Source organism: Pantoea sp. MQR6 (assembly GCF_022761075.1).
Taxonomy (GTDB): domain Bacteria; phylum Pseudomonadota; class Gammaproteobacteria; order Enterobacterales; family Enterobacteriaceae; genus Pantoea; species Pantoea phytostimulans.
On record NZ_JAKYXB010000006.1, the window covers coordinates 237,290 to 254,785 of the forward strand.

Below are 17,496 nucleotides of genomic sequence, written 5' to 3' on the forward strand. Positions count from 1 at the left end.
GCGGTGAATACCGCTGCCGGGTAGATTAACGCTTACGCCAGAGGGTTAATTGCGCCTGCGTGTGTTGAAATTTACGCGCTGTTTCACGAATAACAAACGGCACATCCTGTGGTGCGCCAACCTGTTCAAAATCCGCCGCTAAAAGACGCTGCAGCGCTTGTAAGGTCGTTAGCGCTTCGCCATTTTCGCGCACGCCACCAAGCCAGTTCTCTTTTGGCGTGAACGCTTCCAGCCAGGTATAAGGCGAAGAGAGAGCGAGCATACCGCCCGAACGGATCATGGGCGTGATGTCCTGCAGGAAACGCTTCGGCTGGCGCAGGCGATCAATCAGGTTGGATGCCAACACCAAATCATATTGCTGTGGTTGCGGTTTCAGGTTACAGGCATCGCCTTGCACAAACTGGATCCGCTGCGCGAACTCGCTTCCCATATTCAAATCTTTCAAGCGCACCTGACGATATTCCACCAGCTCACCTTCTTCAGGCACCACATAGCGGAACTCTTCGCCACTGGCTAACTGCAGCGCCACATCAATGAAGCGTGCTGAATAATCCATACCCACAACGCTGTCGAAGTGACGAGCCAGTTCAAAGCTGGCACGACCGGTGGCACAGCCGATGTCCAATGCCTTGCCACGTAAAGAGGTGTGCTGCAACGCCAGATTCACCAACGTTTCTGCATAGTTCTCTACGCCGAAATAGCGTGGACCATATTGGAAGTCGAGATATTGCGACACCATACTGTCGGTTTCATACGGGTTAATCGTCATGCTCTCTTGATGTGAAGAGACAACATAACGAAAACCCGCATGCTGGAAAAAGTGGCGACGGAAAGCGTAGCGCGCCGACTTCAGCGCTTCATTACCGGTGGAGATCCAACTGCCGCCTTTGATTAAGGTATGTTTACCGTCAAAGGTTGGCGTTGAGAAGTCATCGTATAAAGGATGCACTCTAAAGCCTTCAAAGCCGCTAGTCGGCGTTGTCGTCCATTGCCAGACATTGCCGATCACGTCGAAAAAGTTACCTTGCGGGAATTGATCAACGGGACTGGAAGAGGCCCAGTACGCCAGGTTTATATTACCCGGTGCACGCTCCCAGTTCGGCTGATCGCCTTCAACCTGCTCACGCAACTGCGCCCATTCCGCTTCGCATGGAAGCTGAATAGATTTTCCGGTTTGGTCAGCTTTCCAGCGGCAAAAAGCGGATGCTTCCAATTGATTCACCTCGGCTGGCCAATCCCATGGCATGGCCACTTCTTCCGTCATCAAGCGCAGTTTCAGCTGATCGGGCATCGTTGGGGTGCCGACCCAGAAAGTAGGCATTTCTGCCTGCGCAAATTCGCGCCAGCCTAAGCCTTCATTATCCCACCAGCGTACATCCTGATAACCGCCCGCGCTGATGAATTCAAAAAACTCAGCATTACTCACCAGCATTTTGCTGGCCTTAAACGGCTTCAGTTCGACGTGCTGCGTTCCATATTCGTTATCCCAGCCGTAAGTATCATCGGTTTTACCTAAGGTAATGCGGCCGCCGGGCATCTCAACCAGCGTGTTGGCGGGAACGCTATTGCGAGCATGACGCGCGTTTGGGCAAGCGGGCCATTGCGGCTGAGGTTTGACCCATTCAATAGGCAGTTGGCGTATCAATACACTGGAGGTTTCCAGATGAATGCGCTCATGTTCAATGCCCATCAAAATAATCCACGCTGGGCTGTCCCAGCTGATCGGCAATTCCAGCGGCATGGTTTGAATAAATTTACTGACCAGCGCTTTTACGCTGCCGCGGTAATCACGCACTTCTTCGATGGTTGGCCATTCATAATGGTCGTCGTTGAGATCATCCCAGCTCATTTCATCAACGCCAATCGCCATTATCGCTTCTATGCGATCGTCTAAGCGTGCATCAATGTAGCGACCCGCCATGAGCTTATTAATGTAAAAAGTGGCGGTATGACCAAAATAGAAGATCAGAGGATGGCGCAGTGGGATGGCTTTATTGAACCAGGCGCGCTGATCGGCAAGACAGGTAAACAACTCTTCGTACTGTTCCCAGGTTTGGGTAAAGTACGCCAACAGTTCGGCACGTTTTTGTTCTACGTTATGGCCGGAGAGCAGCAAAGTACGCGTCGGCGCAAGCAGATCGCGATGAGATTGGGCTGGTGTCACAGAAAGCTCCAGATTGCTGAGTAAGTAAATGCGATTACTCACTATAGCAAATAAGGATTTCTGCCTAATGACTTAGCGCCGCCAGTGACGCAACAGGCGGCTTTTCATTCCGGTATCGAATCGCCAGATATGATCAAAAATGCGCAAAATACCGGGTTTGCCATGCGTCGACATAGCGACAGCATGGAAGCGTTGCTGATGATGACGCTGACGTTGTTTTATCGCGCTGATGACCTCTTCCGGCAGGCGCTGAGCGATAAAATCAGACACAATAACGGCATCAGCTTCCTGCCAGATAGTGCCTTCCATCCGTTTCACCACCGACGACAAACACGCGGCCAGATCGGTGCCGCCACGAAAACGCTGGCTAAGAAAGCGAATCGCCTGCTCCAGACCATCATCGCCGGTTAATTCATAGCCAATGACATCGTGAGCAAACAGCATGATGTAGCAGCGACGGCGATCGGCCAACGCCACTTTTAGCAAAGCCAGGCAGAAGGCTTTGGCGCAGCGTTCATTGAACCCGCCCATGGAACCCGACGTATCAACACAGACAATGAACGGACCGCGCGGCTGCTCTTCATGCTGCTGGTGGCTTACCGGGCGCATCGTCACCTTTTCGTGCCAGGCATCGCCCTGCAACTTATAAGTCAGTAACCGTTTTTCCACCAGCCGCCGATAAAACTCTAACTCCAGCTCGCTGATACTCAGCGCGGCCAGCTCTGGCGGCAGAAGACGCAGCACATCATCACTTTGATGAATACCGCTGACCTCTTCTGGCACAGCATCAGGTTCATGCACCAGATGATGAAAGGCTTCCATCGGCGCCTCTTTTGACGGCACTGATTTTGCTTCGCGACTGCGACCCAGTTGTTGGGCCAGCTTCATTAGCTCCGGCTGCTGCGCCAGAAAATCGCCATATTGCAGCATCAACTCATAATCGCCGTGTTGTAGCGACGACTTACTCATATCCCATAACCGGCCCGCTGCGGCTTCATCATCGTCACTTAACAGGGGCGCGAGTTGGCCGCTTAGCGCCATGCGCTGCTGCAACTCTGCTATCAGGCGTTCACGCTGCTGTTCCAGCAATTGCTCATTCAACGTCAGAGTTTGCAACGTCAGGCTAAGCCGCCAGCGCTGTAAAAAAAGCGTGTGCTGCGCCGAGCTGAGCTGGCGTGCTTCAGTGTGGTGAAGCAGCCGATTGGCTTCTTCTATAAAAGGGGAAGGCAGGCGATCCAGCGTATCTAGCGTGTCCGAAAGCTGGTGGTTAAATTCGTGGTGGCTGAGCAGTTGCACCCGTTGAAAGAGCTGAAATTCCTGCGACAGCATTTCCGGCACGGGCGTGGCTTTGAGTTCCGCATTAATTTCTGCCTTCCAGCGCGGCACATCGCGCAACAGCGCTTTCTTCAGGCCCGGAAACTTTTCAAAGAACAGAGCAAATTGGGGAGACGCCAGCAGCGCGATAATCAACTCTTCAATCAGTTCAGTTTCGCCGATTGAAAGCAGCGTGCTTAGCGTCTCAACCGAAATCATTTACGCGCCTGTTTTAGCTGTTCTGCTACATCTTGCAGGCTGCTTTCAACCCGCGCAAACCAGTCATCGCTGATAAATAAACAGCGCTGGTGTTGGCTAAACAGATGGCGCTGGGCGCGAAGTTGCGCATCCAACTCATCCAGCGCTTCAACGATTTCAGTGGGCAATTCATTGTTGTTGCTAATACCCGGCAGCGTCAGGCGAGTCGCTTGCAGGCTAACATCACGTACCGCCAGGCAATGCTGCGCATCAACCAATAAATCCACCGTTTGAGCAAAACCGATACCGTTGAGTTTGCCGCGAACGTCGCCGCCTTTCAGCAGCCATTGATTAAGCGCATCACGCGCTATAACAATGTGCGTGACCTGCATGTCATGCAGCGTCAGCGGCTGTTGCAGCATTAAAGTGAGTTGTTCATCAGTAAACGTTTCGGGCAGATCGTAATGCGGCTTGCGGCTGAACATTCCGCTGTGTTTCTCCAGGGTGATCGCCTGTGACACGCTTTGTTGCTGCTGCAACGCCATACGGCGCGTTTTGATTTGCTGAAGTTTGAGCAGCATCGGCTGCTGTTGCCAGGCGTGCTGAGTCATCAATTGATCGATTTCACGATCCAGCAATTGCATTGAGGCGACATCGTGCCACAAGCAATCTTTCAGCAGGATCAAATCAATCGGCGCAATGGTGGTTCGGCCACTGTAAAACGCGCTGGCCTGCAACAGATGAATCGCTTTTTTCCAACGACGATCGGAGATGTAAGGCGCTTGCGGCTGATTTTCCAGCTGCTGGCGCAGTTGATAGATCAGTTCAAAAACGTTGTCCGGTAAATTGACCTGACTAATGCCTTGCTGCCATTGCAGATACTCTTCGTCGCTGATGCGCAGCCCTTCCGCTACCGGATTGGCGTTTTCATCTTGCTGGTGGGTTAACATGCTGCGGAAGTTCTGTTTCTCATGCACGTTATCCAGCCACAGGCGGATTAACATGCGGTCATACAGCGCTTCCAGTCCACTGTCCGCTTCAGGCAATTCGTTGGATGCTGTCACCAGCAGACGCATCGGAATTTTTTCTTCGCTATCACCATTACGGAAGCGGCGTTCGTTAATGGCAGTAAGCAGCGTATTCAAAATCGCCGGGCCGGCTTTCCATATTTCATCAAGGAAAACAATCTCGGCATCCGGCAAATAGCCTTTAGTAAGACGCTGATAACGCCCTTCATCTTTTAGTGCCTGAATCGACAGCGGACCAAACACCTCTTCCGGCGTAGAAAATCGGGTCATCAGGTATTCAAAGGCGCGAGCATTCTGGAAGGCGTATTTCAGGCGGCGGGCAATCAGGCTCTTTGCAATGCCCGGCGGCCCCAGCAGGAATACGCTTTCACCGCTCAGGGCGGCCAGCAAGCAGAGGCGAATGGCATGATGACGCTCATATAAGCCTTTTTCTAATGCGTTGCTGAGGCGAGAAATTCTTTCTGCCAAAAGATGGGGTTGAGCCATAATCACATCATTGTCCTTAGGATCATCAAGCTGCCGCGCTTAGCGAACGCAACACTTTATAGATTATGATGCGTGAAAGCGTTGATAGCTGTCAGCTTTTTTGTTTCAGAAGGTTCAACAAGGCTTAAACCCCGCTTAACCCGCTTATTTTAAGGTAAAAACAGCCGGATGGCAGATAACCAGACGGTTTACAAGGATGGGATTTTTTTGGAATACGTGCATACTGTGCGCTTTTTAGAGGCTTGAGCGAGCGGTTTTGTGCCTCTTTGACTCCAACAAAAGATAACTCTATGAGCTCGGATAAGAAGCAGTCGCTTGGTGGATTAACGCTGGCCGCTATTGGTGTAGTTTACGGAGATATCGGTACCAGTCCCCTGTATACCTTGCGTGAATGCCTTTCAGGTCAGTTCGGTTTTGGTGTGGAACGTGAAGCCGTATTTGGTTTTCTGTCACTGATTTTCTGGCTGCTGGTATTGGTGGTGTCGCTTAAGTACATCAGCTATGTCATGCGTGCCGACAACGCGGGTGAAGGCGGAATTTTAACGCTGATGTCGCTGGCAGGCCGCAATACTGGCGCTCGTGCCACTGCTGTGCTGGTGATTATGGGGCTGATTGGTGGCAGCTTCTTCTACGGTGAAGTGGTGATCACGCCCGCTATTTCTGTGATGTCAGCGATAGAAGGGCTGGAGATTGCTGCACCGTCGCTGGATCCCTTTATCGTACCGCTTTCTATCGCCGTATTAACGCTGCTGTTTATGATTCAAAAACATGGCACTGGCATTGTCGGTAAACTGTTTGCACCGGTGATGTTGCTGTGGTTTTTGGTGCTGGCGGTGCTGGGCGTCAATGGCATCATGAAAAACCCGGAAGTGTTGCAGGCGCTGAATCCGGCACATGCGGTTAACTTCTTTTTGCACTACAAAACCATCTCATTCTTTGCGCTTGGCGCGGTGGTGCTGGCGATTACCGGTGTTGAAGCGTTGTATGCGGATATGGGGCATTTCGGCAAAATACCGATTCGACTCGCCTGGTTCTCGGTGGTGCTGCCTTCACTGGTGCTGAACTATTTTGGTCAGGGTGCACTCCTGCTCAGCGATCCTGCGGCGATAAAAAATCCGTTCTTCCTGCTGGCACCAGAATGGGCGCTGATTCCTATGCTGATCCTGGCCACGCTGGCAACGGTGATTGCTTCACAGGCGGTGATTTCTGGTGTGTTCTCGTTGACGCGTCAGGCGGTTCGTCTGGGGTATCTGCCGGGCATGCGTATCATCCATACTTCAGAAATGGAATCGGGTCAGATCTACATTCCGGTTATCAACTGGGTGCTCTATTTTGCTGTGGTTATTGTCATCGTCAGCTTTGAACATTCAAGTAATCTGGCAGCGGCGTATGGTATTGCGGTAACTGGCACTATGGTGCTGACATCCATTCTCTCCTGCACTGTGGCGATCAAAAACTGGCATTGGCAGAAGCTAGCGGTTGGCGTCATTTTGGTACTGATGCTGTGTATCGATATTCCGCTGTTCACTGCCAACCTGGTTAAGATTTTCTCCGGTGGCTGGCTGCCGCTTTGTCTGGGATTAGTGATGTTTATCATCATGACGACCTGGAAAAGTGAGCGTTTCCGCCTGTTGCGACGTCTGCATGAGCATGGAAATTCACTTGAAGCGATGATCGCGTCACTCGAGAAATCTCCGCCGGTTCGCGTACCGGGCACTGCGGTCTATATGTCGCGTGCACTGAATGTGATTCCTTTCGCTATGCTGCATAATCTCAAGCACAACAAAGTGTTGCATGAACGTGTGGTGTTATTAACGTTACGTACGGAAGATGCGCCTTACGTGCATAATGTACGTCGCGTCACGATTGAGCAGCTCTCACCCACATTCTGGCGCGTTGTCGCGAGCTACGGCTGGCGTGAAACGCCGAACGTGGTAGAAGTTTTCCATCGTTGCGGGTTAGAAGGTTTAAACTGCCGCATGATGGAGACTTCATTCTTTATGTCGCACGAATCGCTGATTATGGGTAAACGTCCGTGGTACTTGAGGTTGCGCGGCAAGCTGTTCCTGGCGCTGCAACGAAACGCATTACGTGCGCCTGATCAGTTTGAGATCCCGCCCAATCGTGTGATTGAGCTGGGAACGCAGGTCGAGATTTAAGCGGGTGCGCCACTGATTAGGGCGTGAGATGACCAGCGCAAGGTGACGCACAATCCGCCGCCTTGCCGCTGGTTAAAGGCAATCTGCATGTCATGAAGATGCGCAATGTTGCGCACAATGGATAATCCCAAACCGCTACCGCTTTTTTCCTGTCCCGCTGGCCGCCAAAAACGTTCTCCTAAGCGCTGTAAATCGTCTTCACTCACGCCTGTACCGTTATCCTCAATGCGTAAGCTATTGGCTTCCAGCCAGAGATCAACGTCACTTCCCGCAGGCGTGTAGCGAATCGCATTATCCAGCAGATTGCGCACCAGCAGCGAGAGCAGTAACGGGTGTCCCTGAATTACCGGTTCAGCCTGCGCGTGTAAGCGTAGCGTTACTCCAGCGTTGTCAGCCAACGGCAATTGAGCAATGAGCGTATCCTGCAAGGTTCGCTGTAGATCAACCGACTGAAAAGCACTGCGGGCGTCATCCGCTTCGACGCGCGAAAGAGTCAGTAATTGATCCACTAATCGCGTGGCGCGCGTAATACCGGCATCCAGTTGTTGTAATGCATGGGTACGCATGGCTTCATCATCAGCAGCAAGTTGAATCACTTCACTCTGAACCTGAAGTGCGGCCAATGGGCTGCGCAGTTCGTGGGCTGCGTCGGAGGTAAAGCGGCGTTCGCGATGCATCATGGCGCTGATACGGCTGAACAAGCCATTTAATGCCACGATCAGCGGCTGTACCTCTTTAGGTAAAGGTTTGGGGTTTAAGGGGGTGTCATCATCGGGCTCACGCTGGGTGAGCTGCTGCGCCAGCCGCTTCAGGGGACGCAACTCATACCACACCAGGCCAATGAGCAATAACAGCATCAGCGGCAGCGCGATCAGCCATGGCAAGACGCTGGCGTTGACCAAATCTTTTGCCATGTCATCGCGATATTCCCATTCCTGACCGACAATCACGCGGAACTGCTGGTCCTCGGTGGTCAGCCAGACAAAGCGCCAGCGATCGTCATCATTATCTAAACGTCCATCACGGAAGCCCTGATAATCTGCTTCAAACGGGAGATGTTTGCCGTTATCGCCATCATTAAGCACCTGTTTGCCATCGCGAGAAAAAACGGCAAACGCCAACGCATCATCATCCTGATCGCCACGATTATGACGCAGCAGCCGTTTGGTTTTAGGCAGAGAGACATTATCCAGTGTGGCAAAATCCAGGCTAAGCAGGCGCTTAGCGAGCAGCATCTGTTGAGTATCGAACAGTTCATTGATGGTTTCACGCGTTTGATACCATGCGCTCAGGCTGGCGCTGCCCCAGCAAACGCCCAGCAGCAAAACAAAGCCAATGCCAAGGCGCAGGAACAGGCTCATTGATCGCATGCCGCTTCCCCCAGCGTATAACCCACGCCGTGAACGGTGCGAATGAAACGGCTGCCCAATTTTTTGCGCAGATGATGAATGTGGACTTCTATCGCATTGCTGGAAACGTCGTCATCCCAGTTATAGAGCTTCTCTTCTAGCTGGCTGCGCGTCAGGACGCGACTGGGGTTAAGCATAAATAATTCGAGCAGTGCTAGCTCACGGCTTTTCAGTTCAATCGCTTCGCCGTTCATCATCACGCTGTGGTTGCCGGGCGAGAGCACCACATTGCCGTGGCGCAGTTCGGGTTGAACCTGACCATGACGACGACGAATCAATGCCTGTAAACGTGCTGCCACCTCAGTTAGGGCAAAAGGTTTGCAAAGGTAATCATCTGCACCGAGCTGTAAACCTTCGACTCGCTGATCCAGCGCGTCGCGCGCGGTGAGAATCAGCACCGGCACATCGTGGCCCTGCTGGCGCCATTGACGCAAAATATCCAGTCCGTCACGTTCCGGCAGGGAAAGGTCGAGAATGACCGCATCCCAGGGTGCAGCGGCTAACGCCTGAAATCCTGCTTCGCCGGAGACAAACCAGTCAACGCTGAATCCTAATTTGCTCAGTCCCGCTTTGATGCCATCGCCAATTAAGCGATCGTCTTCGATTAATAAAATACGCATCGATTCTCCCCCGATAGAAAGGGCTTTATACGAAGCACAGCCAAGCTTGTACAGCAGCTTTCACTCTATTTCGGCTATTTTTTATCCTTAAGATCCTGTTAAGAACCTTGTGCTTAACTGTATGCATCAAAACGAAATACATTCATGGACAAGAGGTGGAATGATGAAAAAGCAAGCCGCACTGTTAGCTGTTGTTATGTTGGCCTCTGCGCCGGTTTTTGCTGCTCAGCAAGGTGGATTTGTCGATCCTAATGCGCCTGCTGCCCAGGTTAAACAAGGTGGGTTTAATGCGGACAACACCAGCGTTGTCACCGTAAAACAGGCTGAAGAGATGAAAGATGACAGCTGGATCACTGTACGTGGTCAGTTGGAAAAGCAGATTGGTGACGAGGATTATCAGTTCCGTGATCAAACCGGCACCATGAAAGTCGAAATTGATCACAAGCGCTGGAATGGACAGACCATTTCGCCGAAAGACCGCGTTGAGTTGACGGGTGAGCTAGACAAAGATTTCAACAGCATTGAGCTGGACGTTAAGCAAGTGAAGAAACTGCCTTAAATCCTGCTTTCAGGACCGCTGCGGCGGTCCATTCTTTCCTTTCTCCTGTCCCCTAAGACAAATTCTCTCCCGCTGAAGCGAAACGTTTCGATAGCGATCACACTTCTTTCATTTGCCGATTGAGTTGCTTTATACATTTCATACACTGCAGCCAGCGAAACGTTTCGCTGTGGAGTGAATAGATGAAAAAAGGTCGCTTGTTAAACGCTGAACTCTCTCATGTGATTGCCCGCTTGGGTCATACGGATACGCTCACCATTGCCGATGCAGGCTTGCCGATTCCGGCGGGGCCACAACGTATTGACTTGGCGCTTACGCCGGGCACGCCCGATTTTATGCAGGTGGTCAATGCTGTCACGCTGGAGATGCAGGTAGAAAGTGCCCTGATTGCGGAAGAGATTAAGCTGCACAATCCGCAGCTCCACAGCGCGCTGCTCGCTGTGCTCGAAGCCTTGCAACAGCACCAGGGGAATACCATCGCGGTACGTTACACCAGCCATGAACAGTTCAAACAACATACTCAGCGTAGTCAGGCGGTCATTCGCAGCGGAGAGTGTTCTCCGTATGCGAATGTCATCCTGAGCGCCGGTGTGACCTTCTGAGGCCGCTATGCAACCGTTACTGCAACTCATCGGGATTGAAAAATCGTTCCCTGGCGTGAAAGCGTTGAAAAGTGCTTCGCTGGCTGTTTACCCCGGACGCGTTATGGCGCTGGTGGGAGAAAACGGCGCGGGCAAATCTACCATGATGAAAGTGCTGACCGGCATCTACAGCCGTGATGCGGGATCGCTAAAGTGGCTGGGGAAAGAAACCACCTTTAGCGGACCAAAAGCTTCCCAGGAAGCGGGCATCGGTATCATTCATCAGGAACTTAACCTGATTCCTCAACTTAGCGTGGCGGAGAATATTTTCCTTGGCCGCGAATTCGTCAACCGCTTTGGTCGCATCGACTGGAAACGTATGCATGCCGAAGCGGATGCCTTACTGAATCGGCTTAACCTGCGTTTTAACAGCCACAAGCTGGTGGGCGATTTGTCGATCGGCGATCAACAAATGGTGGAGATCGCCAAAGTCATCAGCTTTGAGTCGCAGGTCATTATCATGGATGAGCCGACTGATGCGCTCACCGACACCGAAACGTTATCGCTGTTTAACGTGATCAACGAATTAAAAGCGCAGGGCTGCGGCATTGTTTATATCTCGCATCGTATGAAAGAAATTTTCGAGATATGCGATGACGTCACCGTGTTCCGCGATGGTCAGTTTATTGCCGAGCGTGCGGTAAGTGATCTTACCGAAGAGAGCCTGATCGAGATGATGGTCGGACGCAAACTGGAAGATCAATATCCTCGCCTCGATCAAGCGCCAGGCGAAGTGCGTTTAAAAGTAGAAAACCTTAGCGGACCAGGCGTAAACGGCGTCAGCTTCACGCTGCGTAAAGGCGAAATCCTTGGCGTCTCCGGTTTGATGGGCGCGGGTCGAACCGAATTAATGAAAGTGCTGTACGGGGCATTGCCGCGTAGTGAAGGCAACGTGTTATTGGATGGACGCGAGGTCGTCACGCGTTCACCGCAGGATGGGTTGGCAAACGGCATCGTTTATATATCGGAAGATCGTAAACGTGACGGTTTAGTGCTGGGCATGTCAGTAAAAGAGAACATGTCTTTAACCGCGCTGCGTTATTTCAGCCGCGGCGGTGGCAGCCTGAAACATGCTGAAGAGCAACTTGCGGTAGGCGATTTTATTCGTCTGTTTAATGTCAAAACCCCGTCGATGGAGCAGCCGATTGGCCTGCTTTCTGGCGGTAATCAGCAAAAAGTGGCGATTGCGCGTGGTTTGATGACGCGGCCCCATGTGCTGATCCTTGATGAACCAACGCGCGGTGTTGATGTTGGCGCAAAAAAAGAGATTTATCAGTTAATTAACCAGTTCAAAGCCGAAGGGCTGAGCATTATTTTAGTGTCGTCGGAAATGCCGGAAGTGTTAGGCATGAGCGATCGCATTCTGGTGATGCATGAAGGCCACTTAAGCGGCGAATTTACCCGTGAAGAAGCCACTCAGGAAAGCCTGATGGCGGCAGCCGTTGGCAAGCAACACAGCGAGGATTTAGTTGTATGAGTACCCAAACCTTACCTTCCAGCCGTCGCTGGTTCAGCAAAGAGTGGCTGCTGGAGCAAAAATCGCTGATTGCGCTGATCGTGTTGATTGCCGTTGTCGCGAGCCAAAGTCCGAACTTCTTTACCATCGCTAACGTGTTCAACATCCTGCAGCAAACCTCGGTGAACGCCATTATGGCGGTGGGCATGACGCTGGTGATTTTAACCTCTGGCATCGATCTCTCGGTGGGCTCGTTACTGGCGCTAACCGGCGCGGTAGCTGCATCGCTGGTGGGGCTGGAAGTCAATGCGCTAACGGCGGTAGCGGCCTCGCTGGCGCTGGGTGCTGCAATTGGTGCAGTAACGGGCACGATTGTGGCGCGCGGCAAAGTACAGGCGTTTATCGCCACGCTGGTAATGATGCTGCTGCTGCGTGGCGTCACGATGGTTTATACCAACGGTAGCCCCATTAATACCGGCTTCAACGATAACGCTGATCTGTTTGGCTGGTTCGGTATCGGCCGCCCGCTGGGTATTCCCACGCCGGTCTGGCTGATGGCGATCGTGTTTATCGTTGCCTGGTACATGCTGCATCACACCCGCCTTGGACGTTACATCTATGCATTGGGTGGCAACGAAGCGGCAACGCGCTTATCCGGCATCAATGTGAACCGCGTCAAAGTGATCGTCTATTCCCTGTGCGGCATGTTGGCGGCGCTGGCAGGCACCATTGAAGTGGCGCGCTTGTCCTCAGCGCAGCCAACGGCAGGAACCGGTTATGAGCTGGATGCTATCGCTGCGGTGGTGTTAGGTGGAACCAGCCTGGCAGGCGGTAAAGGGCGGATTGTCGGCACGTTAATTGGTGCGCTGATTTTGGGCTTTCTGAACAACGGCCTGAACCTGATGGGCGTTTCTTCGTACTACCAGATGATCGTTAAAGCGGTGGTAATCCTGCTCGCGGTGCTGGTGGATAATAAAAGCAGTAAATAACTCTGACCTTTACACAGGATGAAATGATGAAAAAGTTGACCGCATTGGCTGTCATTCTTGGCGCTACATTAAGTGCTGGCGCAATGGCAAAGGAGACTATCGCGCTGGTTGTCTCTACGCTGAATAACCCATTCTTTGTTGCGTTGAAAGATGGGGCGCAAAAAGAAGCTGACAAGCTGGGTTACAACCTGGTGGTGCTGGATTCGCAAAACAACCCAGCAAAAGAGCTGGCTAACGTGCAAGATTTAACAGTACGCGGCACCAAGCTGCTGCTGATTAACCCAACAGATTCCGATGCAGTTGGCAATGCAGTGAAAATGGCTAATCAGGCCAAGATTCCTGTTATCACCCTTGATCGTGTGGCATCACAAGGCAGCGTGGTGAGTCACGTTGCCTCTGACAACCGTTTTGGCGGCAAAATGGCAGGTGACTACATCGCTAAGAAAGTCGGTGAAAATGCAAAAATCATCGAACTGCAGGGCATTGCTGGCACTTCTGCGGCGCGCGAACGTGGCGAAGGCTTTAAACAAGCCGCCGATGCGCACAAATTCCAGATCCTTGCCAGCCAGCCGGCAGATTTTGACCGTACTAAAGGTCTGAACGTGATGCAGAATCTGTTGCAGGCGCATCCTGACGTGCAAGCTGTGTTTGCCCAGAATGATGAAATGGCGTTAGGTGCACTGCGTGCGCTGCAAACTGCGGGTAAAACAGATGTGATCGTGGTCGGCTTTGACGGCACTGCTGATGGCGTTAAAGCGGTTGAAGCGGGCAAACTGTCAGCGACTGTGGCACAGATGCCGGACAAAATTGGCATGATTGGCGTTGATACCGCTGATAAAGTGCTAAAGAGCGAAAAAGTGCAGGCGGTTAATCCAGTTGACCTGAAGCTGGTTAGTCAATAAATCAAAGAAAAGCAGGGCATTGCGCCACCTTTCCGGTGGCGCACTCTTTCTGGATCATTCCCTATGAGCAAAAACTCAAAACTGACCGTTCTTGGCAGCATCAATGCTGATCACATCCTTAATTTGTCGCACTTTCCGCGTCCCGGTGAAACGGTGATCGGGACGCAGTATCACATTGCGTTTGGTGGCAAAGGGGCGAATCAGGCCGTTGCCGCTGGGCGCGCAGGCGCGGATATCGCGTTTATCGCCTGCGTGGGCGCTGATGATATTGGCGAGCGCATTCGTCAGCAGCTGGCGCAGGACAACATTGACGTTGCGTCAGTGGAAAGCGTTGAGAATGAATCTACCGGTGTGGCGATGATTTTCGTGAATGGCGAAGGCGAGAACAACATTGGTATCTATTCAGGTGCAAATGCCGCGTTAACGCCAGCCTGCGTTGAACGTCATCAGCAAATCATTGCGCAGGCTGATGCGTTATTAATGCAACTTGAATCACCGCTGGAAAGCGTATTGGCGGCAGCCAAAATCGCCAGTCAACATCAAACGCAGGTCATTCTCAATCCTGCCCCAGCGACCAGGCTGTCAGATGAACTGCTCGCGTTGATTGACATCATTACCCCGAACGAAACCGAAGCAGAAATCCTGACGGGGATTGCGGTAAAAAGTGATGACGATGCGGCCCAGGCAGCTAAAGCGCTGCATGCGAAGGGCATTGAAACAGTGTTGATTACTCTCGGGCGTCGTGGCGTATGGCTGAGTGAACAGGGCAATGGCCAGCGTATTGCGGGTTTCAGCGTCAAGGCCGTAGACACCATCGCGGCGGGCGATACGTTTAATGGCGCGTTTATTACTGCACGGTTGGAAGGTCAAGCTATGCATAATGCAGTGCGCTTCGCCCATGCTGCCGCTGCCATTGCCGTAACGCGTCCGGGCGCGCAGCCTTCCGTGCCGTGGCGCGCGGAAATCGATGATTTTTTGCAACAGCAGGATTAAGCGCTTGGCTACCATGAAAGATGTCGCCCGTAGAGCGGGCGTCTCAACCTCAACCGTTTCTCACGTTATTAATAACAATCGTTTTGTGAGCGAGGGCGTACGTGAAAAAGTTGAGCGAGTCATCCGCGAACTGAACTATGCGCCTTCAGCGTTGGCACGCAGCTTGAAGATCAACCAAACGCACACTATCGGCATGCTGCTTACCGCCAGCAGTAACCCATTTTATGCCGAAGTGGTACGCGGCGTGGAAGACAGTTGTTATGAACGCGGATACAGTCTGATCTTGTGTAATACTGCAGGCGATGAGCAGCGGATGAATCGTAGCCTGGAAACCTTGCTGCAAAAGCGTGTTGATGGTCTGCTGATCATGTGCACGGAAAGTCATCTACCTTCAGCGGATATTCTCAACCGCTATCCTTCTATTCCTACCGTAATGATGGACTGGGCGCCGTTTGAAGGGCGCGGCGACATTATTCAGGATAATGCCTTACTGGGCGGCGAACTGGCCACGCAGCATTTAATCGACAGCGGTTATACGCAAATCGCCTGCATTGCGGGACCACTGGATAAAACCCCGGCGCGCATGCGTCTTGAGGGTTATCAGAATGCGATGGCGAAAAATGGTCTGGATATCTTGCCGGGATATATAGTGAAGGGAGATTTTGAATTCCAGGGCGGCTACAACGCGATGATTGAGCTGCTCGCGCTTGAAACCCCTCCTCAAGCGGTGTTCACCAGTAACGATGCCATGGCGGTTGGCGTTTATCATGCGTTGTATCAGGCGGGATTGCAGATTCCTCAGGACATGGCGGTGATGGGCTATGACGATATCGAACTGGCGCGTTATTTATCGCCGCCGTTAAGTACCATCCATCAGCCAAAAAATGAACTGGGCGAGTTGGCGATTGATACCTTGATCCATCGTCTGCGCGATCCCGACGTCAGCCAGCAAACGTTGGTGCTGACGCCGGAACTGATTGTACGCGGCTCCGCTTAAGCCTTTTTCTTCTTTTTATCGCGATTGCTGATCAAATTGCGGCCATCGCCATTGCGCAGCATCATGAATGTCAGCGCTGACAATACGGTGACCACACCCATTGTCAGGAAGGTCTCATGGAATTGCTGCACAGTGCTGGTTTCAAACTCCTGATAAAAGCGCAGCACCGCGGCGCTGACGGCAACACCAAAACTGATCGCCAGCTGCTGCGTTACGGCAAGCACGCTGTTGCCGCCGCTGGCGTTGTCATCATCTAAATCAGCCAAAGTTATGGTGTTCATCGCCGTAAACTGTGTCGACATTGCCATGCCAAGAATAAACAGCGGTATTAATAAGAGGAAAACGCTTTCTGCGGGTGACTGTAGCGAAAACGTGGTGATCAGAATACCGATAATGACGGTGATGCTGACTAACACACGACGATAGCCAAACCAGCGCAGCAACTGCGTTACCGTTGATTTAGCCAAAATCGATCCGATTGCGGTAGGTGCCATCATACATCCAGCAATAATCGCCGAATAACCAAAACCAACTTGCAGCATCAATGGCATGAGAAACGGCACGCATCCAGTACCCAGACGCGAAGCGATATTGCCAATAATGCCAACTGAGAAGGTGCGGGTTTTAAACATGGGTAGGCTGATCAGCGGTGAAGGATGACGGCGCGCATGCATTATATAAAGAAGAAGTAATAAAACTCCGCTGCACAATATGCCTGCGGCCAGCCAGGCAGAGACGATACGCTCACCAAATAACTCAATACCGATTGAGATCATCACTAATCCAAAGCCAAACAGCATAAAACCAAGGAAATCGAAGCGACGTTTAGGCGTGGTGAAGTCCGGCATATATTTTCGCGCATAGAAAATGCCAAGAATGCCGACAGGAATGTTAATCAGGAATATCCAGTGCCACGTGGCGTAAGTCACCATTACCCCACCGAGCAGAGGACCCAGTATTGGGCCGACCAAACCCGGCATAGTGACAAAATTAAGCACAGGCAATAATTCACTGCGCGGATAGGCGCGTAACAAAGCAAGTCGCGCAACGGGCATCATCATCGCACCGCCGACACCCTGAATAATGCGCGAGATAACCAGCATTGAAAGCGTTTGTGAGAATGCGCAAGCCAGTGAACCCAACGTAAATAGCGAAACCGCCACAATAAATACTTTGCGCGTGCCATAGCGATCGGCAAGCCAACCGCTGACGGGAATTAGCATGGCAACAGTCAATGTATAACTAATGACGGCGGATTGCATCGCAAGGGGAGAACGTTCAAGGCTGGTGGCTATAGCAGGTAAAGCGGTGTTGAGAATGGTGGCATCCAGTGCCTGCATGAAAAATGCCATGGCAGCTATCCATGGCAGACCGGCCATACTGCGCGCGGATCGAATCATTGAGCATCCTTTTAAGGGTTATCCAGCAGTAAGATTGAAAAAGAATAGCATTGGCAACAATGCTGGGTATGCGCGTTTTTGCTATTTGAGCGGTTTTCTGTGCGTTATTCCGGCAGGAAATGCCTGTTTTTAACCCGTTCGTTTAAAAAAGAGACGGTCAGTAATTTTATTCAAAGAAATG

14 protein-coding genes are annotated in these 17,496 nt (G+C 51.9%); 8 read left to right on the forward strand and 6 right to left on the reverse strand.

The window, feature by feature from the left end:
* Positions 1-25: 25 nt before the first annotated feature.
* From ovoA to ravA, 3 genes are all read right to left on the reverse strand, one after another.
* Positions 26-2,164 (reverse strand): 5-histidylcysteine sulfoxide synthase, encoded by a 2,139-nt coding sequence (gene ovoA, locus MUG06_RS20075; protein ID WP_243079815.1) that lies wholly within the window; start codon positions 2,162-2,164, stop codon positions 26-28.
* Positions 2,165-2,236: 72 nt separating this feature from the next.
* The gene (gene viaA / locus MUG06_RS20080) at positions 2,237-3,697 is read right to left on the reverse strand and encodes an ATPase RavA stimulator ViaA (RefSeq protein WP_243079816.1); all 1,461 of its coding nucleotides are present in this window, start codon (positions 3,695-3,697) and stop codon (positions 2,237-2,239) included.
* Positions 3,694-5,190, reverse strand: a complete 1,497-nt coding sequence (gene ravA / locus MUG06_RS20085; RefSeq protein ID WP_243079817.1) for an ATPase RavA — start codon at positions 5,188-5,190, stop codon at positions 3,694-3,696. Before ravA ends, viaA begins: the two co-directional genes overlap by 4 nt.
* 290 nt (positions 5,191-5,480) lie before the next feature.
* On the opposite strand from ravA, the gene kup reads away from it, so the two are divergent.
* On the forward strand, positions 5,481-7,349 hold the full coding sequence (kup, locus tag MUG06_RS20090; RefSeq protein ID WP_243079818.1) for a low affinity potassium transporter Kup: 1,869 nt from the start codon (positions 5,481-5,483) through the stop codon (positions 7,347-7,349).
* On the opposite strand, the gene qseC is transcribed toward kup, so the two are convergent.
* Together qseC and qseB are read right to left on the reverse strand one after the other, a co-directional pair.
* Complete coding sequence (qseC, locus tag MUG06_RS20095; protein WP_243079819.1) at positions 7,346-8,719, reverse strand: quorum sensing histidine kinase QseC; 1,374 nt, start codon at positions 8,717-8,719, stop codon at positions 7,346-7,348. The two genes, kup and qseC, sit on opposite strands and share 4 nt — an antisense overlap.
* On the reverse strand, positions 8,707-9,378 hold the full coding sequence (gene qseB / locus MUG06_RS20100; protein ID WP_243079820.1) for a quorum sensing response regulator transcription factor QseB: 672 nt from the start codon (positions 9,376-9,378) through the stop codon (positions 8,707-8,709). The genes qseC and qseB overlap by 13 nt, the downstream gene beginning before the upstream one ends.
* 163 nt (positions 9,379-9,541) lie before the next feature.
* Here qseB and MUG06_RS20105 point away from each other — a divergent pair, with 163 nt between their 5' ends.
* From MUG06_RS20105 to rbsR, 7 genes are all read left to right on the forward strand, one after another.
* Positions 9,542-9,937 carry a NirD/YgiW/YdeI family stress tolerance protein gene (locus MUG06_RS20105; RefSeq protein WP_215848367.1) on the forward strand — a complete coding sequence of 132 codons (396 nt, stop codon included), beginning with the start codon at positions 9,542-9,544 and terminating at the stop codon, positions 9,935-9,937.
* 182 nt (positions 9,938-10,119) lie between these two features.
* Positions 10,120-10,539, forward strand: coding sequence for a D-ribose pyranase (gene rbsD, locus MUG06_RS20110; RefSeq protein ID WP_215848109.1), 420 nt, complete (start codon positions 10,120-10,122; stop codon positions 10,537-10,539).
* Positions 10,540-10,546: 7 nt separating this feature from the next.
* Positions 10,547-12,055, forward strand: coding sequence for a ribose ABC transporter ATP-binding protein RbsA (rbsA, locus tag MUG06_RS20115; RefSeq protein WP_243079821.1), 1,509 nt, complete (start codon positions 10,547-10,549; stop codon positions 12,053-12,055).
* Positions 12,052-13,023 (forward strand): ribose ABC transporter permease, encoded by a 972-nt coding sequence (gene rbsC / locus MUG06_RS20120; protein ID WP_215848110.1) that lies wholly within the window; start codon positions 12,052-12,054, stop codon positions 13,021-13,023. The genes rbsA and rbsC overlap by 4 nt, the downstream gene beginning before the upstream one ends.
* Before the next feature lie 26 nt (positions 13,024-13,049).
* Positions 13,050-13,925: a ribose ABC transporter substrate-binding protein RbsB gene (gene rbsB / locus MUG06_RS20125; protein WP_215848111.1), complete on the forward strand. Its 876-nt coding sequence runs from the start codon at positions 13,050-13,052 to the stop codon at positions 13,923-13,925.
* A 63-nt stretch (positions 13,926-13,988) separates the two neighbouring features.
* Positions 13,989-14,918 (forward strand): ribokinase, encoded by a 930-nt coding sequence (gene rbsK / locus MUG06_RS20130; protein ID WP_215848112.1) that lies wholly within the window; start codon positions 13,989-13,991, stop codon positions 14,916-14,918.
* A gap of 13 nt (positions 14,919-14,931) precedes the next feature.
* Positions 14,932-15,915: a ribose operon transcriptional repressor RbsR gene (gene rbsR / locus MUG06_RS20135; protein ID WP_243079827.1), complete on the forward strand. Its 984-nt coding sequence runs from the start codon at positions 14,932-14,934 to the stop codon at positions 15,913-15,915.
* Here rbsR and mdtD read toward each other — a convergent pair.
* On the reverse strand, positions 15,912-17,315 hold the full coding sequence (mdtD, locus tag MUG06_RS20140; RefSeq protein ID WP_243079822.1) for a multidrug transporter subunit MdtD: 1,404 nt from the start codon (positions 17,313-17,315) through the stop codon (positions 15,912-15,914). The two genes, rbsR and mdtD, sit on opposite strands and share 4 nt — an antisense overlap.
* Between the last annotated feature and the right edge of the window lie 181 nt (positions 17,316-17,496).

Coding starts and splice junctions, on each gene's coding strand:
- viaA (WP_243079816.1), bottom strand. CDS start 3,697: ATGATTTCGGTTGAGACGCTAAGCACGCTGCTTTCAATCGGCGAAACT.
- ravA (WP_243079817.1), bottom strand. CDS start 5,190: ATGGCTCAACCCCATCTTTTGGCAGAAAGAATTTCTCGCCTCAGCAAC.
- kup (WP_243079818.1), top strand. CDS start 5,481: ATGAGCTCGGATAAGAAGCAGTCGCTTGGTGGATTAACGCTGGCCGCT.
- qseC (WP_243079819.1), bottom strand. CDS start 8,719: ATGCGATCAATGAGCCTGTTCCTGCGCCTTGGCATTGGCTTTGTTTTG.
- qseB (WP_243079820.1), bottom strand. CDS start 9,378: ATGCGTATTTTATTAATCGAAGACGATCGCTTAATTGGCGATGGCATC.
- MUG06_RS20105 (WP_215848367.1), top strand. CDS start 9,542: ATGAAAAAGCAAGCCGCACTGTTAGCTGTTGTTATGTTGGCCTCTGCG.
- rbsD (WP_215848109.1), top strand. CDS start 10,120: ATGAAAAAAGGTCGCTTGTTAAACGCTGAACTCTCTCATGTGATTGCC.
- rbsA (WP_243079821.1), top strand. CDS start 10,547: ATGCAACCGTTACTGCAACTCATCGGGATTGAAAAATCGTTCCCTGGC.
- rbsC (WP_215848110.1), top strand. CDS start 12,052: ATGAGTACCCAAACCTTACCTTCCAGCCGTCGCTGGTTCAGCAAAGAG.
- rbsB (WP_215848111.1), top strand. CDS start 13,050: ATGAAAAAGTTGACCGCATTGGCTGTCATTCTTGGCGCTACATTAAGT.
- rbsK (WP_215848112.1), top strand. CDS start 13,989: ATGAGCAAAAACTCAAAACTGACCGTTCTTGGCAGCATCAATGCTGAT.
- rbsR (WP_243079827.1), top strand. CDS start 14,932: ATGAAAGATGTCGCCCGTAGAGCGGGCGTCTCAACCTCAACCGTTTCT.
- mdtD (WP_243079822.1), bottom strand. CDS start 17,315: ATGATTCGATCCGCGCGCAGTATGGCCGGTCTGCCATGGATAGCTGCC.